The following is a 21812-nucleotide window of genomic DNA, read 5'->3' on the forward strand; positions in this document are numbered from 1 at the left end:
ACCGGCCCCACAGACCCACCACGCGCACCATCCGCTTTGCACTGCATTTCCAAAGGAGGAAAGACACATGCTACCCATCACCGACAGTCACACCCGTCGTCGGCGCCGGCTCATGCGCACGATCACCGCCGCGGCCAGCGGCATGGCGCTGCTGGCGATCACGGCCTGCACCAGCACGCCCACGAACGCCGACGACAAGGTCGGAGGCACTGCAAACATCTCGGTGTTCGCTCAGCAGGGCACCGGGCAGGACCTCGCCACGAACGCGTTCACCAAGCAGCTCGAGAAGAAGTTCAACATCAAGTTCTCCTGGCAGACGACGACGCAGGACTCCTCCGTCGCGCCCGAGAAGCGCCAGATCCTGATGGCCAGCGGCGACTACCCGGACATGTTCCTGCTCATCCCGTGGGTGGACCAGTTCAACCCGGTGGATGTCGAGAAGCTCGCGCAGCAGGGCGTCGCGCTGCCGCTGAACGACCTGATCAAGCAGTACGCCCCCGACATCCAGAAGGTGATCGACACCAACCCGGACTACAAGGCGATGGTGACGTCGCCGGACGGCAAGATCTACGGCCTCCCCCAGCTCGCCGAGACGCTGCACATCCAGTACCCGTCGAAGCTCTGGATCAACACCGACTGGCTCAAGAAGCTGGGCCTCCAGATGCCCAAGACCACGGCCGACATGACCAAGGTCCTCCAGGCGTTCAAGACCGGCGACCCGAACGGCGATGGCAAGGCGGACGAGATCCCGCTCAGCGGCGACTCGCACGACACGCTCATCCCGTTCTTCATGAACGCGTTCATCTACGACCCCCAGAACCCCGACAAGGGCATCCAGTCGACGACCGTGCTCAACAAAGGCAAGGTCGACATCCAAGCGAACAAGGAAGGCTGGAAAGAGGGTCTCAGGTACATCAAGTCGCTGTGGGATGCCGGCCTGATCGACAAGGGCGCCTTCACCCAGAACCCGGCCGCGCTGGCCCAGGAGGGCAACAACTCCGGCTCGGTGCTGCTGGGGAGCGCGAGTGCACTGCACCCGTACATCTTCGTCAGCCCCGGCGCCAAGGACGGCCGTGACAAGCAGTACGACGCGGTGCCCCCGCTGACGGGCCCTAACGGTGCGAACTTCGCGACGTACGCGTTCGGGAGCACCCCGGGTGCGACGTTCCTGCTGACCAACAAGGCGTCGAAGAACGACCAGGTGGCCGCGATCAAGATGGTGAACTACCTCTTCACGAACGAGGGGCAGCTCGACGGCAACTTCGGTCCGGAGGGTCAGGGCTGGTCCGCTCCCGCGGCGGGCGACCAGGCGCTCGACCCGGCCGACAAGCCGCTGTTCAAGAACCTCCAGCTCTCGCAGGACGCCGCCAATGCGGTCCAGTGGCAGGCGCTTTCGACGTACAACCAGAACGAGAAGTTCCGCGGTGCGCAGGTCGAGCCGACCGACATCTACGACCCGTCCGGGTACGAGCGCCGGCTGTTCGAGGCGACCCAGCTGTACAAGGGGCACGAGGACAAGAGCGCGATCTACCCGACCTGGAAGGTCTGGCCCGACGCGGCGAAGGCGACGCAGGTCGCCACCGAGCAGACGAACATCGACAACTACGTGACGCAGAACGCGCTGGCCTTCATCACCGGCTCCAAGAACCTCGACACGGACTGGAACTCGTACGTGGCGGGCTTCAACGGGCTCGGGCTCAAGGACTACCTGAGCACCCTGCAGACGGCGTACGACAAGAGCAAGAAGTAGAAAGCTGACGAGCTCCGGCCCGGTCCCGACGATGTCGGGGCCGGGCCGGAGTCGTTAATAGGGGAGTGAAGGCGGCTCAGCGGATGGCGAACCGCTGCCGCAGGGCCGTCATCGCAGCCCCGACATCGTTGCTGCCGCCCGACTCGTGCCCGGCGCCCGGCCACTCGCGGAACAGCACCGGAGCCGCGTAGGCCGCGACCGCCGTGCGCGTCGTCTCGGGAGGGCAGATGTCGTCGGCGAGGCCGTCGGACAGCCAGCCGGGAGCGGTCGCGTGGCGCGCCGACGTGACACCGTCGACGTACGCGAGCGTGCGGGCGACGGCGTCCGCGCGCTCGGGATGCTCGGTCAGGTAGCCGCGAAGTTCCGTCCACGGACCCTGCGCTGCGAGCTGCAGCGCGGTCGGCGCGTCGGTGAGGAACGGAGACTGGGCGAGGACCGCGGCCAAGCCCTGCGCGAGCGCTCCGACGCCGAGTGCGATGCCGCCGCCCTGGCTGTTGCCGATCATCGCCACACGCGACGCGTCGACCATGTCGAGCTCGCGCACCGCATCCACCGCGCGCGTCACGTCGACGAGCACATCGCGGTAGTAGTAGCGCCGGGGGTCCTCGATGCCGTCCAGGAGGTGGCCGGTGCTGCCTCCGCCCTGGCCGTGCGTGTTCACCACGAGGTGCGCGTATCCGGCGGACGACCAGGTCAGGTCGTCGAGCGGGGAGAGCCGGCCGGCGCCGTAGCCGTTGGCATGGACGACCGCGGGGAGGGCGCCCTCCCTGTGGCGGGGGAGACGCAGCCAGCCGGTCACGGGGCGTCCGCGGGAGCCTGCGAAGGCGAAGTCGTAGACGTCGATCGTGGTCAGGAGGGTCTCGACGGGGACGGCGCGCGGCGCGACGCTGTGCCGGCGAGCGAGGTCGAGGGCGTCCGCCCAGAAGTCGTCGTAGTCGTCGGGGGTCGGCAGCGGATCGGTGCCGAGCACGGCGGGAAAGGGGGCGCCGGTCATCGCGGCAGCCCCGCTGTGCGTCCGGCGAGGGCTGTGAGGCCGGCGAAGCCGGCGCGCCCGGCGAGGGCGTCCGCGATGAGGCGGACACCCCCGCCGGGCGACACGGGGTGGGGCATGGGGCTCCTAGTTCGTCATCTGGCCGTGTACTGGAAGACGTCGTTCCGGAGGATGTCCCCGGACACCTTCTTCACCAGGATGGTGTGCTGCCCGGCGCGCAGCCCCGTCACGCTGAACAGTTTCTGCCCGGTGCGGCGGCTGTCCGAGTGGGTGTCGACCGTCGTGGCGAGCTTCCCGTCCACGTAGACCTCGGCCTTCCCCTGGTCGGGAGCGGTCGGTCCGATCCACGAGACGCCGGTGCCGGTGAAGGTCAGGCCGGCCGTGTCGCCGTTCGTGGTCGTCGCGTGGATGTCGTCGTGCGCGTCCCCGCGGAACTGGAACCCGAGCGAGACCGTGCCGTTCGCGAGGCCCGCGAGATACGCCGAGGCGATCGTCACGGTCGTGCCGGAGACGCTGTAGTCCGTCCCGCGCTTGAGCGCCGTGCCGTCGCGCACGATGCCGGCGAGCTCGCTGCCGTCGCGCTGCAGGGTCACCGTGACATCGGCGGGCTTCGCCTTGTCGAACACCGCGGTGTCGGGGTCGAGCAGGCTCGCCAGCGTGACGTCGAGCTTGTCGAGCAGCATGAACTGACCCGACTTCTTGACGACGCGCAGGGTGTGCGAGCCGTTCGGGAGGCCGCTGGCGCTCCACGCCACCTGCTGCGTAAGCCTCGGCTGCCCGGCGGCCCGGCTGGTGTCGACGGTCTTCTGGAACTGGCCGTCGAGGTACACGTCCACGGCGCCCTGCGACTGGTCGAGCTCGGTCACGTAGTCGATGCCGGTGCCGGTGAACGTGTACTGGAACGACGATCCATCGCCCTCGGTGTAGTGCACGTCGTCCTGGTAGTCGCCGAGACCGCGGCCTCCGCTCTGGCCCCAGCTGCCGGTGTAGGTGATGCCGGAATCGCTGTCGTTGACCGCGACGATCCGTCCGGACGCGGGCGGCGTCGGCACAGTGCCGGTCGACGAGTCGCCGACCGCGACCGCCAGCGGCTGCGTGGTCGCGACGACCTCGTTGCCGCCGTTGCGCGTCCACTGGCCCGCGTAGGTCACCCGCTGGGCGTCGTCGTTCAGCACGACCGTCGTGCCGCTCTGCGGGGTCACGCGCAGCAGGCGGACGCCGTGGATCGGCAGGGTCTTGCCGGTGAAGCTCCCTGTGTACGTGCCGAGGTCCTTGCCGGCCCACAGGTCGCGGACCTTCGCCGGCCCGCTGAGGCCGAGGTCGGACCAGTTCGCGGTGATGTCGGACTCGGTCGGGCTGAGGTTGAACAGGGCGACGGTGTAGCTGCCGTCCGCGTTCGGCGCGTACCAGACCTGCTTGTTGGTGGAGGTCGACACCGGCTGGGCGGGCGTGCCGGTCTGGTCGACGGCCACGACCTCCTTGTTGGTGAGCAGGTCGACGCCGAACTGGTCGAGCTTGGTCATGTCGTTGCCGATGTACATCGGCGCGGCCGAGATCGCCCACAGCGTGGTGGCGGTGCGGCGCTCGTCCTGGGTCAGGCCGTCCATCGTGCCGTTTCCGACGTCGAGGGAGTCGAAGTCGTTCCAGCCTCCGGGGCCGGCGTAGCGCCACCAGTCCGCGGCCCGCGGGAACAGGCGGGCGATGTTGCTCCACTGCGTGAGCTGGACGCCCGGGGCGTACGCCTCGACGTCCCACTCCACGCGCCAGCCGTTCGCGTACTGCTTCCAGGTGTCGGCGTAGTTGATGTCGAGCGCCCAGGAGAGCTCGAACCAGATGCCCTTGGCCTTCAGCGCCTTCGACCAGGCGGCGACGTCGTCACGGGCGTCCAGCGACAGGTCGCTGATGCCGGAACCCGGGGTGACGCTGTCGAACTTGACGAAGTTCACGCCCCAGGACGCGAGCTGATCGACGATGGAGTCGATGTACTTCTGCGCGCACGGGTTCGAGAAGTCGAGGCGGTAACCGATCTTCCAGTAGTCGGCCTGCTGCAACGGCTGCGTGACGATGTCGTGGGTGGTGCAACCCGGCGCGTTCGCGATCGGGTACGCCGCCTGGTACACCGCGGGGGAGATGCCCGGGATGAAGTACAGACCGAACTTCTGGCCGTTCGCGTGGACGTGGTCGATCACCTTCTTCAGTCCCTGCGGGTACAGCGTCGCGCTCGGCACGGGCCGGCCGTTGGCGTCGACGCCGTCGTTCCAGCCGGAGTCGACGTTGATGTAGTCGTAACCGGCTTTGCCCAGCTTCGCCTTCATGGCATCGGACTGCGCGAGGATCTGGTCGGCGGTGATCCACTTGCCGTTGCCGCTGTAGACCTGCATGGAGTAGCTGCTCCAGCCCATGTAGGGCTTGGCGGCCCACGGGTCCACGGCCGGGGCGGGCGTTGGTGTCGCGCTCGAGGTCGGCTTCGCGGTGGAGGTCGGCTTCGCAGTGGAGGTCGGTGTCGCGGATGGCGTCCCGGTCGGCGCCGGGGTCGCGCTCGCCGTGACGGTCGGTGGAGCGGTGGGGGTGGGCGTGCCCGTCGGGGTCGCGCCGGCGGGAGCCGCGGCAGCCGCCACGAGTCCCAGCGCCGCGATCGTCGCGAGCAGGGCGGTGAGTCCCCGTCGCGAGCGTGTCTGGCCTGTCATACGTTCTTCCTCTCTGAGGCGCTCGAGCGCAACGATGCGCGCGGGCGATATGTGGTGGGCCGTCTGTGACTGGAGCGATCGCCGGGGTCAGGGCACCCGCACGAGATCGAACAGCATCGCTTGTTGGGGGTTGAGGGTCGGGAGCGGGACGCCCGCGACGGCGAGCACCGCGCCGGGGAGGACCACAGTGCCGGTCGCCGCGGCGACGAGCCAGGACGGGTCGGCGCTCTGGTGGCGGCTGGCCGGGCCGAAGTCGTCGCGGACGCGCACCGCGTAGCGGGCGCCGGCGTCCAGGCCGGGAAGGCGAACGCGGCCGGACTGGCCGGGCGCCGAGGTGCCGAGCCGCGCCCAGGTGAAGATCGCCCGGCTCCCGTCGTCGGCGACGATGCCGGTCAGCAGGGTGGTCTCGTCGGCGAGGTCCGCGTTCACGACCCGGCCGGAGTGGATGAGGCCGCGCAGCTCGCGGTACGCCGCGCCCCAGCGCGCGATCTGCGCGAGCTGCTCGTCGTCGGCCTCCTGGAGGTCCCACTCGATCCCGGCGTGCGCGGTCAGCGCGACGATCAGCCGGAACGCCAGGTCCGTGCGCCGCGAGGTCGTGTGCGAGCGCTCGGCGCCGAGGTGCGATCCGATCAGCTCGGGCGGCAGCAGCATCCGGGTCCAGCGCTCGATCTGGAGGCGCTCGACCGGATCGTTGCAGTCGGACGCCCAGACCCGGTCGGTGCGGTCGAGGATGCCGAGGTCGACCCGGCCGCCGCCTCCCGAACAGGTCTCGATCTCCAGCCCGGGGTGCCGCGCGCGCAGCGTGTCGAGCATCCGGTAGAGCGCGGTGGTCTGCTCGTGGACCGCGGGCCGGTCGACGCCGGCGTACCCGCTCACCGCCTCCGACAGGTCGCGGTTGTGGTCCCACTTGATGTAGTCGACGCCGTACTCGGACACGATCGCGCTGATCCGCTCGAGCACGTACGCATAGGCGTCGGGTCGCGTGAGGTCGAGCACGTACTGGTCGCGTGCAGTCGCGCCGAGCGCCTGCCGGGGGCCGAGCACCCAGTCGGGATGCGCGCGGGCCAGGTCGGAGTCGAGGTTGATCATCTCCGGCTCGAACCAGAGCCCGAACTCCATCCCGTGCGCACGTACGATGTCGACCAGCGGGCCGAGGCCGTCCGGCCAGACGGAGCGGTCCACGATCCAGTCGCCGAGCCCGGCGTTGGCGCCGCGACGGCCGTGGAACCAGCCGTCGTCCAGCACCACGCGCTCCACGCCCACCCGCGCGGCGCGCTCCACGAGCGCGGTGAGCCGGTCCAGGTCGTGGTCGAAGTAGACCGCCTCCCACGAGTTCAGCGTGAGCGGGCGCGGCTTCGCCGGGTGCGAGGGCCGGGCGCGCAGGCGTCGGTGGAGGCGGTCGGCCAGCCCGTCGAGACCGTCGGCCGACCACAGGAACAGCGCGGTCGGGGCGATGTAGCTGTCGCCGTGCGCCAGCGCGATCTCGCCGGGACGGAGGCCTTCGCCTACGCCCAGCACGGACGAGAACGGGCCGGCGCCCTCGGTGAGCCGCTCCACCACGTACTCGGCGTCGCCGCTCCACGCGAGGTGCGAGGCCCAGGCCTCCCCACGCCGGAAGCCGAGGTCCTCTGTACCGGCGACGACGAGGAACGGGGCGTCGTGGCCCGGCTTCCCGCGCCGTGCGCGGCGGACGTGGCTGCCGAAGAACAGCGGGCCGCGCTGCGGTGCGCGCTCGCGGCACCACTTGCCGGTGAAGTCGAGGATGTCGGTCGCGCGCTCCGGCACGGGCATCAGGACGCGGAGGGCGTCGAGCGTGTAGGGCTCGGTCGTCGTGCCGCCGGAGAGCGCGGCGTCACGGGTGAGGGTGACGTCCACCGCCAGTACCCCGAACCGGTCGAGGGCGATGGACATGGTCGAGCGCAGCGCGGTGATCTCGTCCGCGAGGTCGAACTCGATGCGGCCGCCGAGGTCGCCGTCGCGTCCATCCGTCTCGTAGCGCACGGCGACGGTGTGCGGCCGCGGCGTCGTCGCTGAGCCGGCGGCGTGCCCCTCCTGCGCCGGCGTCCCTGCCCAGCCTTCGAACTCGCTGGGCCACAGGCTGAACGAGCGGGGGACGTCCGGCGAGTTGTTGAGCACGGCGGGGCCGCCGCTGTCGCGCAGGGCCTCCGACAGGGCCTCGTCGAGCGGGCCGAGGTCGGCTCCCCAGTGCAGCACGCGGGGCACTCGTCCGTCCGCGTCGAGGACGAGGGAGGTGCCTGCTGCGCGCAGGGCGAGTACGGCGCCGTAGCCGTCGAGCATGGGTGGCTCCTCGGGGGGAATGGAATTGCTTGACAGTGTCAATAAACCATGCCTACTGTGTGATCTGCAACCCCGGCCGGCGATTTCCGCTCCAGCTCACGGACGTGAACCGGCCTCCGCCGAACGGTGAACGGACACTCGACTCGCATGACGAAGAACACGCTCCAGCTCGCCTGGTCGGCTCCTGCCGCCCACTGGGAGGAGGCCGTCCCGCTCGGCGACGGCCGCCTCGGCGCGATGGCGTTCGGCGGCGCGACCGGCCGCTACCAGGTGAACGACGCCCTGATCTGGTCCGGTTCCCCGGAGACGGCCGGGGAGGAGCTGCGCCGTGTCCTCGCGGGAGGCGCCGGTCCCGACCGGCTGCGCGAGGTGCGCGCCGCTCTCGCGAGCGGCGACCTCGCTGACGCCGAGCGGCTGCTCATGACCTTCGAGGGCCGCTACTCGCAGGAGTTCCTGCCGCTGGCCGACCTGTTCGTCGGCCTCCCCGCGGCGATCCAGGCGGCGGGGGAGCCCGCGCGGGTGCTCGACCTGGACGAGGCGTTCCTGGAGGAGCGGCTGGAGGTCGGCGGCGTCGCCGTCCGTCGCGTCTCGTGGGTCGCCGGTGGCGCGCTCGTCATCCGCATCGAGGCGGACGAGCCGCTGCCAGAGGTGCGCGTGAGCGTCACCACCCCGCTGCGGGAGCTCGGCCGCCGCAGCAGTGCAGGCGAGAGCGGCGTCGGCGAACTCGCGCTCGACCTGGCCGTCCCGGTCGACGGCGCGCCCCTGCACGAATCATCCGTCGTCCCCGCGATCCGCTATGCGGAGTCGGGCGACGGATCCAATGACGGCTTCGCATCCACGGCCCTTGCGGTGCGAAGCGACGGCACGGCCGAATCCGACGACTCCGGTCTGACGATCCGTCATGCCAGTCGGTTGTCGATCGCCCTCTCGTCGTCGTCCCGCGCTGAGTCGTGGTGGGCCGGCGTGGACGACGAGTGGCGGAGCGTCTCCCATGAGACGATCCGGAACCGCGCGCGGGAGCGCGTTCTCGGCGCGCTTGGCGAGAACACGTCCCCCTCCACCGTCGGCGTGCAGCGCCGTGCGGCGGCGCGGTTCGCGATCGGCGGCCGGCGTGCCGGCCGGTGGGATGTGCAGAGGGATGTGCTCGACGGCGCCGGCGACGGCCTCCGGGCGACGATCGCGGCCGAGTACGGGCGCTACCTCCTCCAGTCCTGCTCGCGGCCGGGCGGCCCTGCAGCCAACCTCCAGGGCATCTGGAACGGCGAGCTGCGGCCCGCCTGGTCCTCCAACTACACGATCAACATCAACACCGAGATGAACTACTGGTCGGCCGGCCCGCTCGGGCTCACCGCGGACGCCGAACCGCTGATCTCGCTGGTCGAGCGCATCGCTCAGACCGGCCGCGACGTCGCCCGCGAGCTCTACGGCGCCCGCGGCTGGGTCGCGCACCACAACAGCGACCTGTGGGGCTGGAGCCTCCCGGTCGGCATGGGGCACGGCGCGCCGAGCTGGGCGATCTGGATGATGGGCGGCGTCTGGCTCTGCCACTCGCTGTGGGACCAGTACGAATTCAGCGCCGACGTCGCGTTGCTGCGCGACCGGATCTGGCCGCTGCTGCGCGGCGCGACCGAGTTCTGCCTCGACTGGCTCCAGGTCGGCCCCGACGGCGTCGCGTACCTCGCGCCGTCCACCTCCCCGGAGAACCAGTACCTCGACGCGGACGGCCGGCCGCGGGCACTCGGGCTGACGGCGACGATGGACCTCGAACTGATCCGCGCCCTCTTCGAGCGCGCGCTGGTGGCGATCGACACCGTGGAGGACGGCGCCGACGCCCCTCTGCGCCGGGAGGTCGTGGCCGCTCTCCGCACCATCCCCGCGCTCCGGGTGGGCTCCGACGGCCGGTTGCTGGAGTGGTCGGCGGAGGTCGCCGAGCACGAGCCAGCGCATCGGCACCTCTCCGCCCTCGTCGGCGTGTACCCGCTGGAGCTCATCACTCCGGAGTCGGCCCCCGCGCTCGCGGACGGCGCCCGGCGCTTCCTCGACGCGCGCGGCCCCGGTGCGATGGGCTGGTCGTGGGCGTGGAAGATCGCGCTGCGCGCCCGGCTCGGCGACGGCGAGACCGCGCACGAGCTGCTGCGCGAGGCGCTCGCCCCCTACCGCGGCGACGCCCGCCGGCACGGCCCGGTCGACGGCTCCGAGTGGGGCGGCCTCCTCCCGAACCTCTTCAGCACGCACCCGCCGTTCCAGCTCGACGGCAACCTCGGGTTCCCCGCCGGGATCGCGGAGCTGCTGCTGCAGAGCCACGGCGGTCGCGTCCACCTGCTGCCCGCGTTGCCCTCGGCCTGGCCGGAGGGCCGCGTCGACGGCCTCCACGCCCGCGGCGGAATCGTCGTCGACCTGAGCTGGTCGGACGGTGTGCTGACGGAGGCCGTCCTCCACAACCCCGGCACGACGGAACGTCGCGTTCCGGTCCGCTCCGGCGCCTCCGACCTCGACGTGCTCGTCCCCGCCGGCGGAACGGCCGTCGTCACGATCCCGGAACCCGTATTCTGATCGGGGAATGGACATGAACGACGAGGTGCGGACTCGGACGGCGCTGCTCGGCTCGTCGTCCGATGCGGCCACGCGCGTCTTCACCACGATCCTCACCAGGAGCCCGATCAGCAGGATCGACGTGGCCAAGCTCACGGGACTGTCGCAGGCGGCGGTGACCAAGGCCGTGGCTCCGCTCGTCGCCGTCGGGCTCCTCAACGACACCCTCGGACCGACCTTGACGGGCCTGCCCGGCCGGCCGGTGAGTCCCGTCGCCCTCGTCCCGGACGCGGTCGTGACGCTCGGGATCAAGGTGAACGCGGACGAGCTCATCGGCGTCGCGACCGACCTCACGACCCGTGTCATCGCGTCCGAGCGGCTGCCGCTCACCTCGCACGCGCCGGCCGAGGTCATCGACGCGATCGTCGAGCTCTGTGCTCTCCTCGAGCGGAAGCTCGACGGTCTGGGTCCGCGACTCGCGTCCGTCGGTGTCGCCGTGTCGGGCGACGTCGACACCGCGAAGGGGATCGTGCGCGACTCCGCACTGATGGAGTGGAAGGGCGTCGAACTGGGGACCGCGCTCGCGGAGCGGCTCGGCCGGCGGGTCGTCGTCGAGAACGACGTGCGGGCGCTCACCATCGGCGAGCACTGGTTCGGCGTCGGACTCGGGACGAGCTCCTTCGCGATCGTCACCATCGGCCGCGGCATCGGCTCCGGCCTGCACCTGAACGGGGAGGTCGTCGAGGGCGCCTACGGAGTGGCCGGGGAGATCGGCCACCTCCCGCTCACGTCGCCCGACAAGGTGTGCGCGTGCGGCCGCCGCGGCTGCGTGGAGGCGGTGGCGTCCACGACAGCGATCGTGGCCGCCGTCTCAGCCGCTCACGGACGCCCGGTCACCATGAGCGAGGCGTTGGAGCTCCGGAGGGCCGGGGACGCCGCCGCGGTCGAGGTGTTCGATGAGGCCGGCAGGGTGATCGGCGCCGCGATCGCCAGCCTGGTGAATCTGGTCGGCCCCGAACTCGTCGTCATCGGCGGCGAGGGCGTCGCCGACTTCGACCTCATCGACGAGCCGCTCCGCCGCTCGTACGCCGAGCACGTGTTCGCCTCCGCCGACCAGTGCCAGCTCGCCGTGCGCCCGCACACCTTCGAGGACTGGGCGCGGGGAGCCGCGGCCAGCGCGATCCGGGCGCTGGTGGTCTGACGCCTGGAGCAGCCGTTCGACCTCCTGGGTCGGCTACCTCGTGCGCAGCCCGGGGAGCGCCGGGTCGACGAGGTCGCCGTACTCGGGGTTGCGGTCGATGAAGGCCCGCACAATGGGGCACACGACGGTGATCGTGTCGCCGCGGGTGCGGATGTCGTCCAGGACGCGCCGGATCAGCTCGGTGGCCACTCCCTGGCCTCGGTACTCGGGGTACACCGCGGCCGCGACGAGCACGCGCCGGTTCTCGTCGGCGACCTCGTAGGTCAGGCCGCCGATCACGGTGTCCCCGGAGATCGCCTCGTACGTCGAGCTCGGCTCGTTGTCGGTGACGAAGAAGGTGATCGTGGGGGAGTGGTCGTCCGTCACCTCCCCGATGAGGACGACCTGGTCCTCGGTCAGGGTGCCGGTGCCGTCGGGGTATCCGGCTTCATCGGGGTATTCGAAATCGTCCGTGGTCACTCCTTCATGGTACGTCCGGTCTCCTGCGGAGCGCCGGTTCGGGCGAAGACGCGACCCGCAGGGAAAAAGGTTTGCTCCGCTCACTCGGCCCCGACTATCCGGCCCCTCCCGTACGCAGCCCCGGCGTCACAAGCCTCCACAGCGCCTCAAGCTCGGCGTCGACCTGGTCTTCTGTTCCCGAGTCGATGGCCACCGAGAGGACGCCGAAGAGGCAGTTGACGATCGTCTTGGCCGCTCTGGCGCGATCCAGGGAGTCGGGTGCGTCGCCGTCCTCGACCGCTTCGTCCAGGAACGGGATGAATCGCTGGGCCCAGACATCGTACGGATTGACACCCTGGGGGACGAGCCGGAGCTCCTGGCTGAGGCGCATGGCGGCGCGGGTGCGGATGTTGGTCGCCATCGTCCGCGTCACCCGCCAGGCGAGGAGCCGCATGCCGGAGAGGCCGCGACCGCCGTGGTCTCTGACGTCCTGCACGAGCGCCGGCCACGCGTCGAAGCGTCCGGACAGCACCGCGTCCGCCATCGCCTTCTTCGACGCGAAGTGGAAGTAGACGGCTCCCTTCGTGAAGCCGGTCGCCGCGATGATCCGGTCCAGCCGGGCCCCGCTGAAGCCGTAGCGGGCGAACTCGGCGGCGGCGGCGTCGAGGATGGCTTCCCGGGTCTCGTTCGCCTGCCGAGCGCGTTCTGCCATCCGACGGACCTTCCTCGACAGGAGCGTGTGCTGCTCCGGTGCAGGATATCGCGGCCGGGGAGGTCCAGCAGCAAACCAGACGGTCGGAACGATCGGTCTACCTCACTGATTGACGACGGCCGTACGACGCTCTACTGTGAGATCAAACGTCAACCGGGATTTTAGTATGTTGGCGCGCAGTATCGGAGCCATGACCGACGGGGGAGCCGGTCGCGGCCCGGGAATGCAAACGTGAGGGCGGCGTGGGGGCGCCGCCCTCACCACTTCGCTCTCAGAGCTGCTCCTGAATCCTCCGGATGGCGACCCCGAGCACGCCCTTCGTGAGGAGCCCGGCCCCGAGCGGACCGGCGCTGTCTTCGCCGAGGGAGGGCAACCGTGCGAGCGCCGATCGGGTCTGCTCGTCGAGCTGCGCGAACTGCCAGGCGGTCTCCTGATCGGCGCTGGTCGGGTCGGCGTGCGGGGCCAGGCCGGTAGCCTTCGCCGCGTACGCCGCAGCGCCGAGCGCGTGGGCGCCCATGTGCGCGACCGCGGCGGCCTGTGCCGCCGATCGGGCGGCGGCGACGGCCGCGGGGGAGGAGACCGCTTGCGCGGCGCGTCCGGCGACGAAACGGTCACGGATCTCGTGGGCCGCGTCGAGCTCGCCGCGGGCGAAGGCCCTGGCGCGGTCGATCGCGTCCCGGGGCCTCGGATCGTCCGGCGCCTCGGCCTCGAACAGTGCGAGCACCCGGGAGGCGCACTCGGCCGCCCACGCGGCCACCAGGCGTCGATCGGCGAGGCTCAGGGTCTGCGATGACGGCACACCGGCATGGTGTCACACGTCGAAGGCGCGGCGCGCCCGAACTCGGCTCAGGCCGTCTCGAGCGCCCGCAGCGGCGCTCGTTCCTCCGCTTCGATGACCAGCCCGCGCGAGCTCTCCGCGGAGTCCGCGAGCTGCTGGAGCCAGTCGCCGTTGAGTGCGGGGGTGCGGGAGCCGTCGAAGTGGAATCGCAGGTTGCTGGACGGGTGCAGCCAGATGCTGGTGCGTCCGCCGCCCACGGCGGCCGCGTCCTTCCAGGACAGGGCGAAGCTCTGGCCTTGCCGGAGCTTGTTGACGATGACGATGTGCAGGTGAGCGAGGGTTCGGTCGTCGAACTGGTACTCGGTGTTCTCGTAGCTGAGGTAGCCCATGATGTTGCCCTCCTTCGGTCAGTCCGGAAGGGGGGCAAAGAATCGGGTGCCAGGCGAGGCTTCACGTCAACCGGAGGTGCCTGCCCAGTCTGTCCCACGCGGCTGAAGAAAGGCCATCGCACGGAGCCGATTGCCAGGTGGGCGGGAGCGAACTGTCGAATACGGCGTTCACCAGGACTTCTGCGTCCTCAACGTCCTCTCACACAGCGGGCGCACAGCCGCTTGACATCGGGCCGTGAGGGTGGAGGTCTCAGGCTCTGCGGTACTGGTTCGCCGCCGGGCAGTCGAACGGGTCGCGCGCCGCGAGCCCCACCCGGTTGAGGTAGGCGATGACGATTCGGTACGAGTTCACGAGCCCGGTCTCGGTGTACGGGATGTCGTGGGCGCGGCAGTGCTCGCGCACGAGTTCGCGGGCCCGGCGCAGGTGGGGCCTCGGCATGCTCGGGAAGAGGTGGTGTTCGATCTGGTGGTTGAGCCCACCCATGAAGATGCTCATCTCCCACCCGCCGCGGATGTTGCGGGAGGTCAGCACCTGCTTGCTGAGGAAGTCCACCCGGGAGCCGGCCGGGAGCAGCGGCATGCCCTTGTGGTTGGGGGCGAACGAGGCGCCCATGTAGACGCCGAAGACCGCGAGCTGCACTCCGAGGAACGCGAACGCCATCCCGAGCGGGAGCATGAGGAACACGATGGTGACGTAGATCGAGAGCCGCAGTCCGATCGCGATGAGCTCGGTTTTGCGGCGCTCGACCGGGCCCCGCGCGACGAGCGAGCGGATCGACGTGACGTGCAGGTTCACGCCCTCCAGCAGGAGCAGCGGGAAGAAGAGGTAGCCCTGGCGGCGGGTGATGACGGCGAGGAGGCCGCGCTGACGGGCGGCGTCCGTTGTGGTGAAGGAGATCGTGTCGAACGCGATGTCGGGGTCTTTGCCCTCGGTGTTCGGGTTCGCGTGGTGGCGGGTGTGCTTCGTCATCCACCACTGGTAGCTCATGCCGACCAGCCAGGTCGCGATGAGCCGGCCCGCGCGGTCGTTGCGGGGACCGGAAGCGAACACCTGACGGTGCGACGCCTCGTGGCCGAGGAAGGCGAACTGGGTGAAGATCAGTCCGAGCGCTGCCGCGATGAGCAGCTGGAACCAGGAGTCGCCCAGCAGGACGAAACCGGCGGCCGCGCCGAGCAGGCCGACCGTGAGCACGGCGAACGTGCCGATGTAGAAGCCGCGGCGGCGCTCGAGGAGGCCTTCGCTGCGAACCTGCGCGAGCAGTTCGTTGTACGTGCTGGTGACCGCAGGCCGGGACGCGTCGCGTTGTCGCGTCTTCGTGACAGGGCCGAGAGTGGATGCGGTCATTACTTCCTCCGCTGGTGCGACGACTTCCCAGCCGAGGATGTGGGCAGAACGCCCGAGATGCCGCAAGCGTAGGCGCGCTTGCTGAGTGTCGCCGGTGTAGCCCGTGAGAGCGGCGCCCCGCGACGGAGTCGGTGCCCGGCCTCTCGACCGGGCACCGGAACCATCAGGCCTGGCGGATGTTCGCGGCCTGGGGACCCTTCGGTCCCTGTGCGAGGTCGTACTCGACCTTCTGGTTCTCGTCGAGGTTGCGGTAACCGCCGTTGGAGGCGATTTCGCTGTAGTGGGCGAAGACGTCGGCGCTGCCGTCATCCGGGGCGATGAAGCCGTAGCCCTTTTCCGAGTTGAACCATTTGACGGTGCCAGTGGGCATCTTTTCTTCCTTCATTCTTCGGGAGCCGAGAGGTCGGCTCCGGTCGCCGCGCGCGAATCGGCGCGGACGTCTGTGAACACCGCGAGGAACGCGGTGGGTCGGTGTGCGCCGGAGGAGGGTCTCCGCCTCGGCGATGCTGGGCGCGGTGCCGACGGGGCGCGAACGGCCGTCGAGCACGCGGAATCGACCGTTGTCGAGTTCGGCGATGCCGACGTACTCCTCGTCGATGGTGGCAACCCAGACGGTGTCGTCGGCTTGGCGCCAGGTGAGTGCGGCCGGTGGCCGCAAAACGATGGTGATGGTGAGTCCTTTCGCCTCGTACGAGGCGGGTGTCGTCGCGGCAGCGCTGCTGCGACGGAAGATGATGGCCGGGTCATGGGCGGTGGAGGCGGACCTCTCGGTTCCCGTGGAGCTGTCGGAACCCCTTCGGGGATGTCGGAAGCCTGTAGAGGATGGCGGCCCCGCACGCGACACTCGGATGGGAAGGACCGGTTTCTGATGCGGGACCGTCACGGTCACACGGTCAGAAACGCGTGATCATGCCCGGCCGATCGACGAAATGCAGTCTGCCGGACCCAACCAACCATACACGGTGCGCGTGGGAGCATGCTCAGCGACCGCTCCGGTACGCGGCTCACCCGCCCCCGCGGAAGGCGACCACCCCCGAATCCGTCCCCACGAGCAGCACCCCGAGGCCTGCGCTCGGGCTCACGAAGTGCGGCACGGAGTCTCCCACTGGCTGCCGTTGCATCAGCGCGCCGCTGGCCGCGTCGAACTGGCTGACCGTCCCGTCCGGGTAGTCGACCGCCCACACTGTGCCTCCGATGACGATGGGCGCGCCGTTCGCACCCGACAGGCGCTGACCCCGCTGGCTGGACGCGAGGTCCACCGTCTGGATGCCCCCGTCGAGGCACGAGACGAACAGGCGGTTCGTCGCCTGGTCGTACGCGGCACCGCCGTCGGGATCGCTGCCGCAGATCCCGCTGATGCTCGCGACCTCCGACAGGTCGGACTGGCGCAGGACGAAGCCGACATCCGTCTTCCCCGCGACGAACAGGAGGCCACCCGGCAGCAGCACCGGATTGCCCGTCCCCAGGTCGTCGTCGCCTCCCGCGCCATGGTCCTTGAAGGCGGCGAGCGGTTTCAGGTCGGACGACAGCTTGACCACGCTCTCCGCGTACTGCACGGGATCGGGGCCGCCGGCCGGCGGGTCCGGGTTGGAGTTGCCCGTCGACACGTAGAGGTCGCCTGCCGCGTCGATCGCGGGCGCGCCGCCGCCCTGCCAGATCGCGCCGCCCTGGCCGTCCGCCGCCGCCTCGAACGCGATGAGGCCGGGCGCGCCGGTCTCGTTCACCCCGACGACCCAGCCGTGGTAGGCGCCGCAATCGCCGTAGTTGCCGCCGTAGCCGATGTAGACGCGGCCGTTCGCCACTGCGAGCGACGCCCGCTGGAGGAGGTGCACAGGGTCCTCGCCCGCGGGGAGCGGCGGGTCGACGGTCTCCGATAGCAGCACCTGTCCCGTGGCGACGCTGAACCCCTCGAGCTGGTGGTGCACCGCCCCTCCGCCGGTGCTCACTTCGCCCACGACGTACACGGTCCCGGTGGCGGTGTCCACGGCCGGGGTGCTGGTGACGCCGAGCGGGTCGATGTCTCCGCAGCCGGCCACCGAGCCGACGTTCGTCAGCGGTGCGCCGAGGGAGGCCGACCAGACGACGCTCCCGCTGGCGGGGTCGAGCGCCACCACCCGGTTGGTCTCCGTGGCCGCGATCACCCGGCCGCCCGCGACGACGGGCTGGCCGAATACCGCGCCGCCGAGGTCGGCCGACCAGGCCCGCGCGAGCGAGGCGAGCGAGGCTCCGGCGGCCACCGCCCCGGTGCGCGCCGGACCGGCGTGGTACGAGGACCAGGCCGTGACGCCGGGCACCGGAACCGCGACCGGTGTGGACGACGTTGACGGCGTGGGGCGGGAGGGCGTCGGTGTGCTCGACGTGCGGGACGTCGTCGGCGACGGCGGCCCCGACGCGGTGCAGCCCGCGAGCAGCAGCAGGCCAGCCAGCGCGGCCGCTCCGAGGCGAGCGCGCGTGCGGCCTGCGGGTCCCCGCGTGGCGCGGTGCATGGCGACAGCGTATGCCTCCCGGAATTCTCCGTGGCCCCCTCGGTTGCACCCTTCATGACGAACGTAGGAATCATCGGAGCCGGCCACATCGGCCAGGCACTCGCCCGCACTTTCATCGCCCACGGCTACACGGTCACGATCGCGAACTCGCGCGGACCGGAGACGCTCGCGGAGCTGGTCGCCGAGCTGGGCCCGTCGGCGACCGCGGCGACGGCCGCCGAAGCGGGAGCGGCCGGGGACTTCGTGGTGGTGACCGTCCCGCTCCGGAGCTACCGCGACATCCCCGTGGAGCCCCTCGCGGGAAAGATCGTGATCGACACGAACAACTACTACTTCGAGCGGGACGGCCACATCGCCGAGCTCGACGACGGGACGGAGACGGTCTCCGGCCTCCTCCAGGCCCACCTGCCGGAGTCGAAGGTGGCCAAGGGCTTCAACCACATCGCCGCCCGCGACATCCAGACCACCGGCTCGCCCGCGGGCACCGAGAACCGGCGTGCGCTTGCGACCGCGAGCGACCACGAGGACGCGGCTGCGCTCGTGACGTCGATCTACGACCAGTTCGGCTTCGACACCGTCAACCTCGGCCCGCTCTCGGAGAGCTGGCGCGTGGAGCGCGACCGTCCGGCCTACGTGGTGCGGCAGAACCGTCAGGAGCTCGAGGCGAACCTGGCGAAGGCACCGCGCACGGTCTGAGGTCGCCCGCCCCCTCCATCGCGCGCCGTCCCGCGACGGAAACCCCTTGGTCAATCGAATGCCGCGCCCTACGTTGGGTCACGTGAGCAGCGAGAGCAGCACGATCGAGGAAGACCGTCGCGATTTCGAGCGCAGGCTCGCGGTGGAGGGGGAGCGACTGCGCCGCCTCCTCGGCGCGATCTACGGCGACCATCCGGGACTGCCGGGGGCTCTGGCGAGCACGCTGGAGCTGGTGGACGCCTCCTGGCGGGAGCGCACCGCCGAGCTCAAGGACCTCGACCGCCGGCGCTCGGAGCAGCCGGACTGGTTCCAGTCCAACGCGATGCTCGGCGGTGTCTGCTACACCGACCTCTACGCGGGCGGCGTTCCCGGGCTCCGGGAGCGCATCCCGTACTTCCGCGAGCTGGGGCTGACCTACCTGCACGTGATGCCGCCGTTCCTCACCCCGGAGGGGAACTCGGACGGCGGCTACGCGGTCTCCAGCTACCGGGAGCTGAACCCGCGGCTCGGCACGATCGACGACCTCCGCACTCTGGGCGAGGCGCTGCGCGGGAACGGCATCTCGCTCGCCGTCGACTTCGTCTTCAACCACACCGCCAGCGACCACGAGTGGGCCAGGCGCGCGATCGCCGGCGATCCGGCCTTCCGGGACTACTACTGGATGTTCGACTCGCGCGAGCAGCCGGACCGGTTCGAGGAGACGACGCGGGAGATCTTCCCGGACGACCACCCCGGCTCGTTCGTTCAGCTCGCGGACGGCACCTGGGTCTGGGCGTCGTTCCACTCGTTCCAGTGGGACCTCAAGTACTCCAACCCGGCGGTCTTCCGCGCGATGGCGGGGGAGATGCTCTTCCTCGCCAACCTCGGCGTGGAGGTCTTGCGGATGGACGCCGTCCCGTTCATCTGGAAGCAGCTCGGCACCTCCAGCGAGAACCTGCCCCAGGCCCACCTGCTGCTGCAGGCCTTCAACGCCGTCTGCCGGATCGCCGCGCCCGCGATGGTCTTCCTCTCGGAGGCCATCGTGCACCCGGACGACGTGCTCTCGTACGTGCGCCAGGACGAGTGCCAGCTCAGCTACAACCCGCTGCAGATGGCGCTCACCTGGGAGGCGCTGGCGACCCGCGACGTGCGGCTGCTCCAGGGTGCGCTGGCCGACCGCCACCGGACCCCGTCCGGGACCGCCTGGGTGAACTACGTGCGCAGCCACGACGACATCGGCTGGACGTTCGCGGACGAGGACGCCATCCGTCTCGGCATCGACCCGTACGGTCACCGACGCTTCCTCAACGACTACTACACGGGCCGCTTCGAAGGCAGCTTCGCGCGCGGGGTCGCCTTCCAGTTCAATCCGAAGACGGGCGACAGCCGGGTCGCCGGGACGACGGCCTCCCTGGCGGGGTACGAGTCGGGCGACGCCGGAGGACCCGGCCGGGTGCTGCTCGCCTACTCCCTCGCGCTGTCGACCGGCGGCATCCCGCTGATCTACCTGGGCGACGAGGTCGGCCAGCTCAACGACTACGGGCAGCTGGAGGCGGAGGGACGCCGGGAGGACTCGCGGTGGGTCGGCCGGCCGGCGTATCCGGCGCGGCTGTACGAAGAGCGGACGGACGCCTCCACGCGCGCCGGCAGCCTGTACGAACGGATGCGGTGGCTCATCGGGCTCCGCCGGCGGTTCGATGCGCTCGGCGGCGGCGAGCTGGTCGCGCTCGACACCGGGAACCCGAAGGTGCTGGGATACGTCCGGCCGGGCCGGGACGGGCGCTCCCTCCTGGTGCTCGCGAACTTCGGCGACTACCCGGAGCGGGTCGAGCCGTGGGCGCTCGACGGACATGCCGCGTTGCGGACGGATCTCGTCACGGGTGACGGTCACGACCTGCGGGACGGCGTGACGCTCGGCGGGCACGGCTTCGTGTGGTCGGTCCCGGCGGAGTGAGGTCCGCCCGAACGTGGGGCGCAGAGATTCGCGTCAGCAGCACCCGATCATGGTGTGATGAGGGTCGCCCCGTTTCCGACCACGAAAGCGAGTCCACTGGTGCCACTGTGGCTGATCATTCTGGCGGTCATCGCTATAGCTATCTCCGCGCTCATGCCGTGGATACGGCGCTTCGACAAGCGGGTTGGTGATCGGCGAGTCGCGCAGGGGAAGCCGCGTTCAGTCGTGCCGGTTTGGCTCGGAGTGAGCCTCTGTGTCGCGGCGATCATCGCCGGCGTGGTCGTCTACAACCTCCCGTAGCCGAGGGCGCGACGTACCGGGATCACACGGCCGTGCGGATCCGCACCTCCCGCTCCATCCGCTTCTCGTGCCGCTCGCGCCCCTTCAGCGCCTCGGCCTCTCGGGTCTTCGGCGGCGCGTTGGTGACGAGCTGGTCGAGCATGCGGCGCGTGGCCTCGGCGATCTCGTCGATCGCCTCGTCGAACGCGGCGGCGTTCGCCCGGGAGGGGCGCGTCGAGCCGCTGACCTTGCGGACGAACTGGAGGGCGGCCTCCCGGACCTCATCGTCGGTCGTGGGCGGTTCGAAGTTGTGGAGGCAGCGGATGTTCCGGCACATGCCGCGACGATACCGCCATTCAATCCCGGGTGTTGTGCGTCTTCTCAGGTTGAATGGCGGAAGATTTCCCGGTTACCCCCACAGCACGATAGGAACCATCCCATGAGCTCGCTCCGCGATCACATCGAGCGCACCCTCCCCGAGACCGAGGGCATTGCCGCCGACGTCGACGGCCTCACGAACACCGGCGCCATCACGCTTCCGCAGCACTGACGGGCGTCCGCAAGGCCGCGACCTCCCGGACTCAGCCCTCGGCGACGCGACGGACGAAGGTCGTGACGTGCTCCCGCAGCGCCTTCATGCGCTGGAGGCGGGCGGCCTCCACGTCGAATCCGACGTAGGCGAGCGGCGGTCGCTTGCGGACGTTCGCCGAGCACTCGAATCCCGCGCACACGAGCGTGCCCAGCGTGTTCCCGTTTCGGCCGGCCGCGCCCGCGCGCTTCGCGATGAAGAAGACGACCTCGTTGGGCAGGTGCACGTCCTCGCACCACGAGCACTGCGGCCGGCTGCGGATGCCGCCATCGGCTTTTCGCAGCAGGACGCCGACGAGCTCGCCGTCGACCTCCGCGATCACATAGCCCTGGTTCGGGTTCCTGCGGTCGCGCCAGCCGAGGTAGTCGAGGTCGTCCCAGCGCGTGCTCGCCAGGTCGGGGAGGGTGAGCTCCTTGCGCTCGCGCTGGGAGGCGTTGACGAAGGAGGAGCGGAGCTGCTGCTCGTTCACGGGAAGCATGGATGGGTGTCCTGTCTGTCTGCGGACCGCGGACGCCGGGGACGGCGACGGGTCCGGCGTGATGGGGTGCTCGCGGGGCCGGCGCGGAACTGCGGGGCCACGGCGCGGGAGCGCGCACGAACGCGAGCGGGAGCGCGCGAAAAGGGCGCGCGGGATCACGGGAAGAGAGGCGGGGCTATCTCACGCCGGCGATGAGGACGCCGACGACCTCCAGACGCCCGACGGGCTGA

The 21812-nt window shown here is 70.5% G+C and carries 17 protein-coding genes; 5 read left to right on the top strand and 12 right to left on the bottom strand.

The window, feature by feature from the left end; genetic code table 11:
* Nucleotides 1-67: 67 nt before the first annotated feature.
* A complete protein-coding gene (locus ACFQ9V_RS05855; RefSeq protein ID WP_382458231.1) occupies nt 68-1750 on the top strand; it encodes an ABC transporter substrate-binding protein in 1683 nt (560 codons plus the stop codon).
* A gap of 76 nt (nt 1751-1826) precedes the next feature.
* Here the strand turns inward: ACFQ9V_RS05855 and ACFQ9V_RS05860 are convergent, their stop codons facing one another.
* From ACFQ9V_RS05860 to ACFQ9V_RS05870, 3 genes are all read right to left on the bottom strand, one after another.
* A complete protein-coding gene (locus ACFQ9V_RS05860) occupies nt 1827-2744 on the bottom strand; it encodes an acetylxylan esterase (RefSeq protein WP_382458232.1) in 918 nt (305 codons plus the stop codon).
* 131 nt (nt 2745-2875) lie between these two features.
* Complete coding sequence (locus tag ACFQ9V_RS05865; RefSeq protein ID WP_382458233.1) at nt 2876-5428, bottom strand: X2-like carbohydrate binding domain-containing protein; 2553 nt, start codon at nt 5426-5428, stop codon at nt 2876-2878.
* 87 nt (nt 5429-5515) lie between these two features.
* Nucleotides 5516-7726, bottom strand: coding sequence for an alpha-galactosidase (locus ACFQ9V_RS05870; protein WP_382458234.1), 2211 nt, complete (start codon nt 7724-7726; stop codon nt 5516-5518).
* Nucleotides 7727-7873: 147 nt separating this feature from the next.
* On the opposite strand from ACFQ9V_RS05870, the gene ACFQ9V_RS05875 reads away from it, so the two are divergent.
* Nucleotides 7874-10279 (top strand): glycoside hydrolase N-terminal domain-containing protein, encoded by a 2406-nt coding sequence (locus ACFQ9V_RS05875; protein ID WP_382458235.1) that lies wholly within the window; start codon nt 7874-7876, stop codon nt 10277-10279.
* 7 nt (nt 10280-10286) lie between these two features.
* Nucleotides 10287-11459, top strand: a complete 1173-nt coding sequence (locus tag ACFQ9V_RS05880; RefSeq protein WP_382458236.1) for an ROK family protein — start codon at nt 10287-10289, stop codon at nt 11457-11459.
* A gap of 33 nt (nt 11460-11492) precedes the next feature.
* Here ACFQ9V_RS05880 and ACFQ9V_RS05885 read toward each other — a convergent pair whose 3' ends face one another.
* From ACFQ9V_RS05885 to ACFQ9V_RS05915, 7 genes are all read right to left on the bottom strand, one after another.
* Nucleotides 11493-11918: a GNAT family N-acetyltransferase gene (locus ACFQ9V_RS05885; protein ID WP_382458237.1), complete on the bottom strand. Its 426-nt coding sequence runs from the start codon at nt 11916-11918 to the stop codon at nt 11493-11495.
* A 94-nt stretch (nt 11919-12012) separates the two neighbouring features.
* Nucleotides 12013-12609 carry a TetR family transcriptional regulator gene (locus ACFQ9V_RS05890; RefSeq protein ID WP_382458238.1) on the bottom strand — a complete coding sequence of 199 codons (597 nt, stop codon included), beginning with the start codon at nt 12607-12609 and terminating at the stop codon, nt 12013-12015.
* Nucleotides 12610-12880: 271 nt separating this feature from the next.
* Nucleotides 12881-13408, bottom strand: a complete 528-nt coding sequence (locus ACFQ9V_RS05895) for a putative immunity protein (protein WP_382458239.1) — start codon at nt 13406-13408, stop codon at nt 12881-12883.
* A gap of 47 nt (nt 13409-13455) precedes the next feature.
* A complete protein-coding gene (locus ACFQ9V_RS05900; RefSeq protein ID WP_382458240.1) occupies nt 13456-13776 on the bottom strand; it encodes an ATP-dependent DNA ligase in 321 nt (106 codons plus the stop codon).
* A gap of 250 nt (nt 13777-14026) precedes the next feature.
* Complete coding sequence (locus ACFQ9V_RS05905; RefSeq protein ID WP_382458241.1) at nt 14027-15121, bottom strand: fatty acid desaturase family protein; 1095 nt, start codon at nt 15119-15121, stop codon at nt 14027-14029.
* A gap of 163 nt (nt 15122-15284) precedes the next feature.
* Nucleotides 15285-15491 carry a cold-shock protein gene (locus ACFQ9V_RS05910; RefSeq protein ID WP_369961448.1) on the bottom strand — a complete coding sequence of 69 codons (207 nt, stop codon included), beginning with the start codon at nt 15489-15491 and terminating at the stop codon, nt 15285-15287.
* A gap of 634 nt (nt 15492-16125) precedes the next feature.
* Nucleotides 16126-17607, bottom strand: coding sequence for a PQQ-binding-like beta-propeller repeat protein (locus ACFQ9V_RS05915; RefSeq protein WP_382458242.1), 1482 nt, complete (start codon nt 17605-17607; stop codon nt 16126-16128).
* Between the two features lie 54 nt (nt 17608-17661).
* Between ACFQ9V_RS05915 and ACFQ9V_RS05920 the strand changes: the two genes are divergently transcribed.
* On the top strand, nt 17662-18303 hold the full coding sequence (locus ACFQ9V_RS05920; protein WP_382458243.1) for an NADPH-dependent F420 reductase: 642 nt from the start codon (nt 17662-17664) through the stop codon (nt 18301-18303).
* Between the two features lie 58 nt (nt 18304-18361).
* A complete protein-coding gene (locus tag ACFQ9V_RS05925; RefSeq protein WP_382458244.1) occupies nt 18362-20236 on the top strand; it encodes an amylosucrase in 1875 nt (624 codons plus the stop codon).
* 322 nt (nt 20237-20558) lie between these two features.
* Here ACFQ9V_RS05925 and ACFQ9V_RS05930 read toward each other — a convergent pair whose 3' ends face one another.
* Both ACFQ9V_RS05930 and ACFQ9V_RS05935 read right to left on the bottom strand, forming a co-directional pair.
* Complete coding sequence (locus ACFQ9V_RS05930) at nt 20559-20852, bottom strand: DUF2277 domain-containing protein (protein WP_382458245.1); 294 nt, start codon at nt 20850-20852, stop codon at nt 20559-20561.
* A gap of 244 nt (nt 20853-21096) precedes the next feature.
* Nucleotides 21097-21582 carry an FBP domain-containing protein gene (locus ACFQ9V_RS05935; RefSeq protein ID WP_382458246.1) on the bottom strand — a complete coding sequence of 162 codons (486 nt, stop codon included), beginning with the start codon at nt 21580-21582 and terminating at the stop codon, nt 21097-21099.
* Nucleotides 21583-21812 lie beyond the last annotated feature (230 nt).

The sequence above is a fragment of the Leifsonia sp. NPDC056665 genome (assembly GCF_042791795.1).
Classification (GTDB): domain Bacteria; phylum Actinomycetota; class Actinomycetes; order Actinomycetales; family Microbacteriaceae; genus Leifsonia.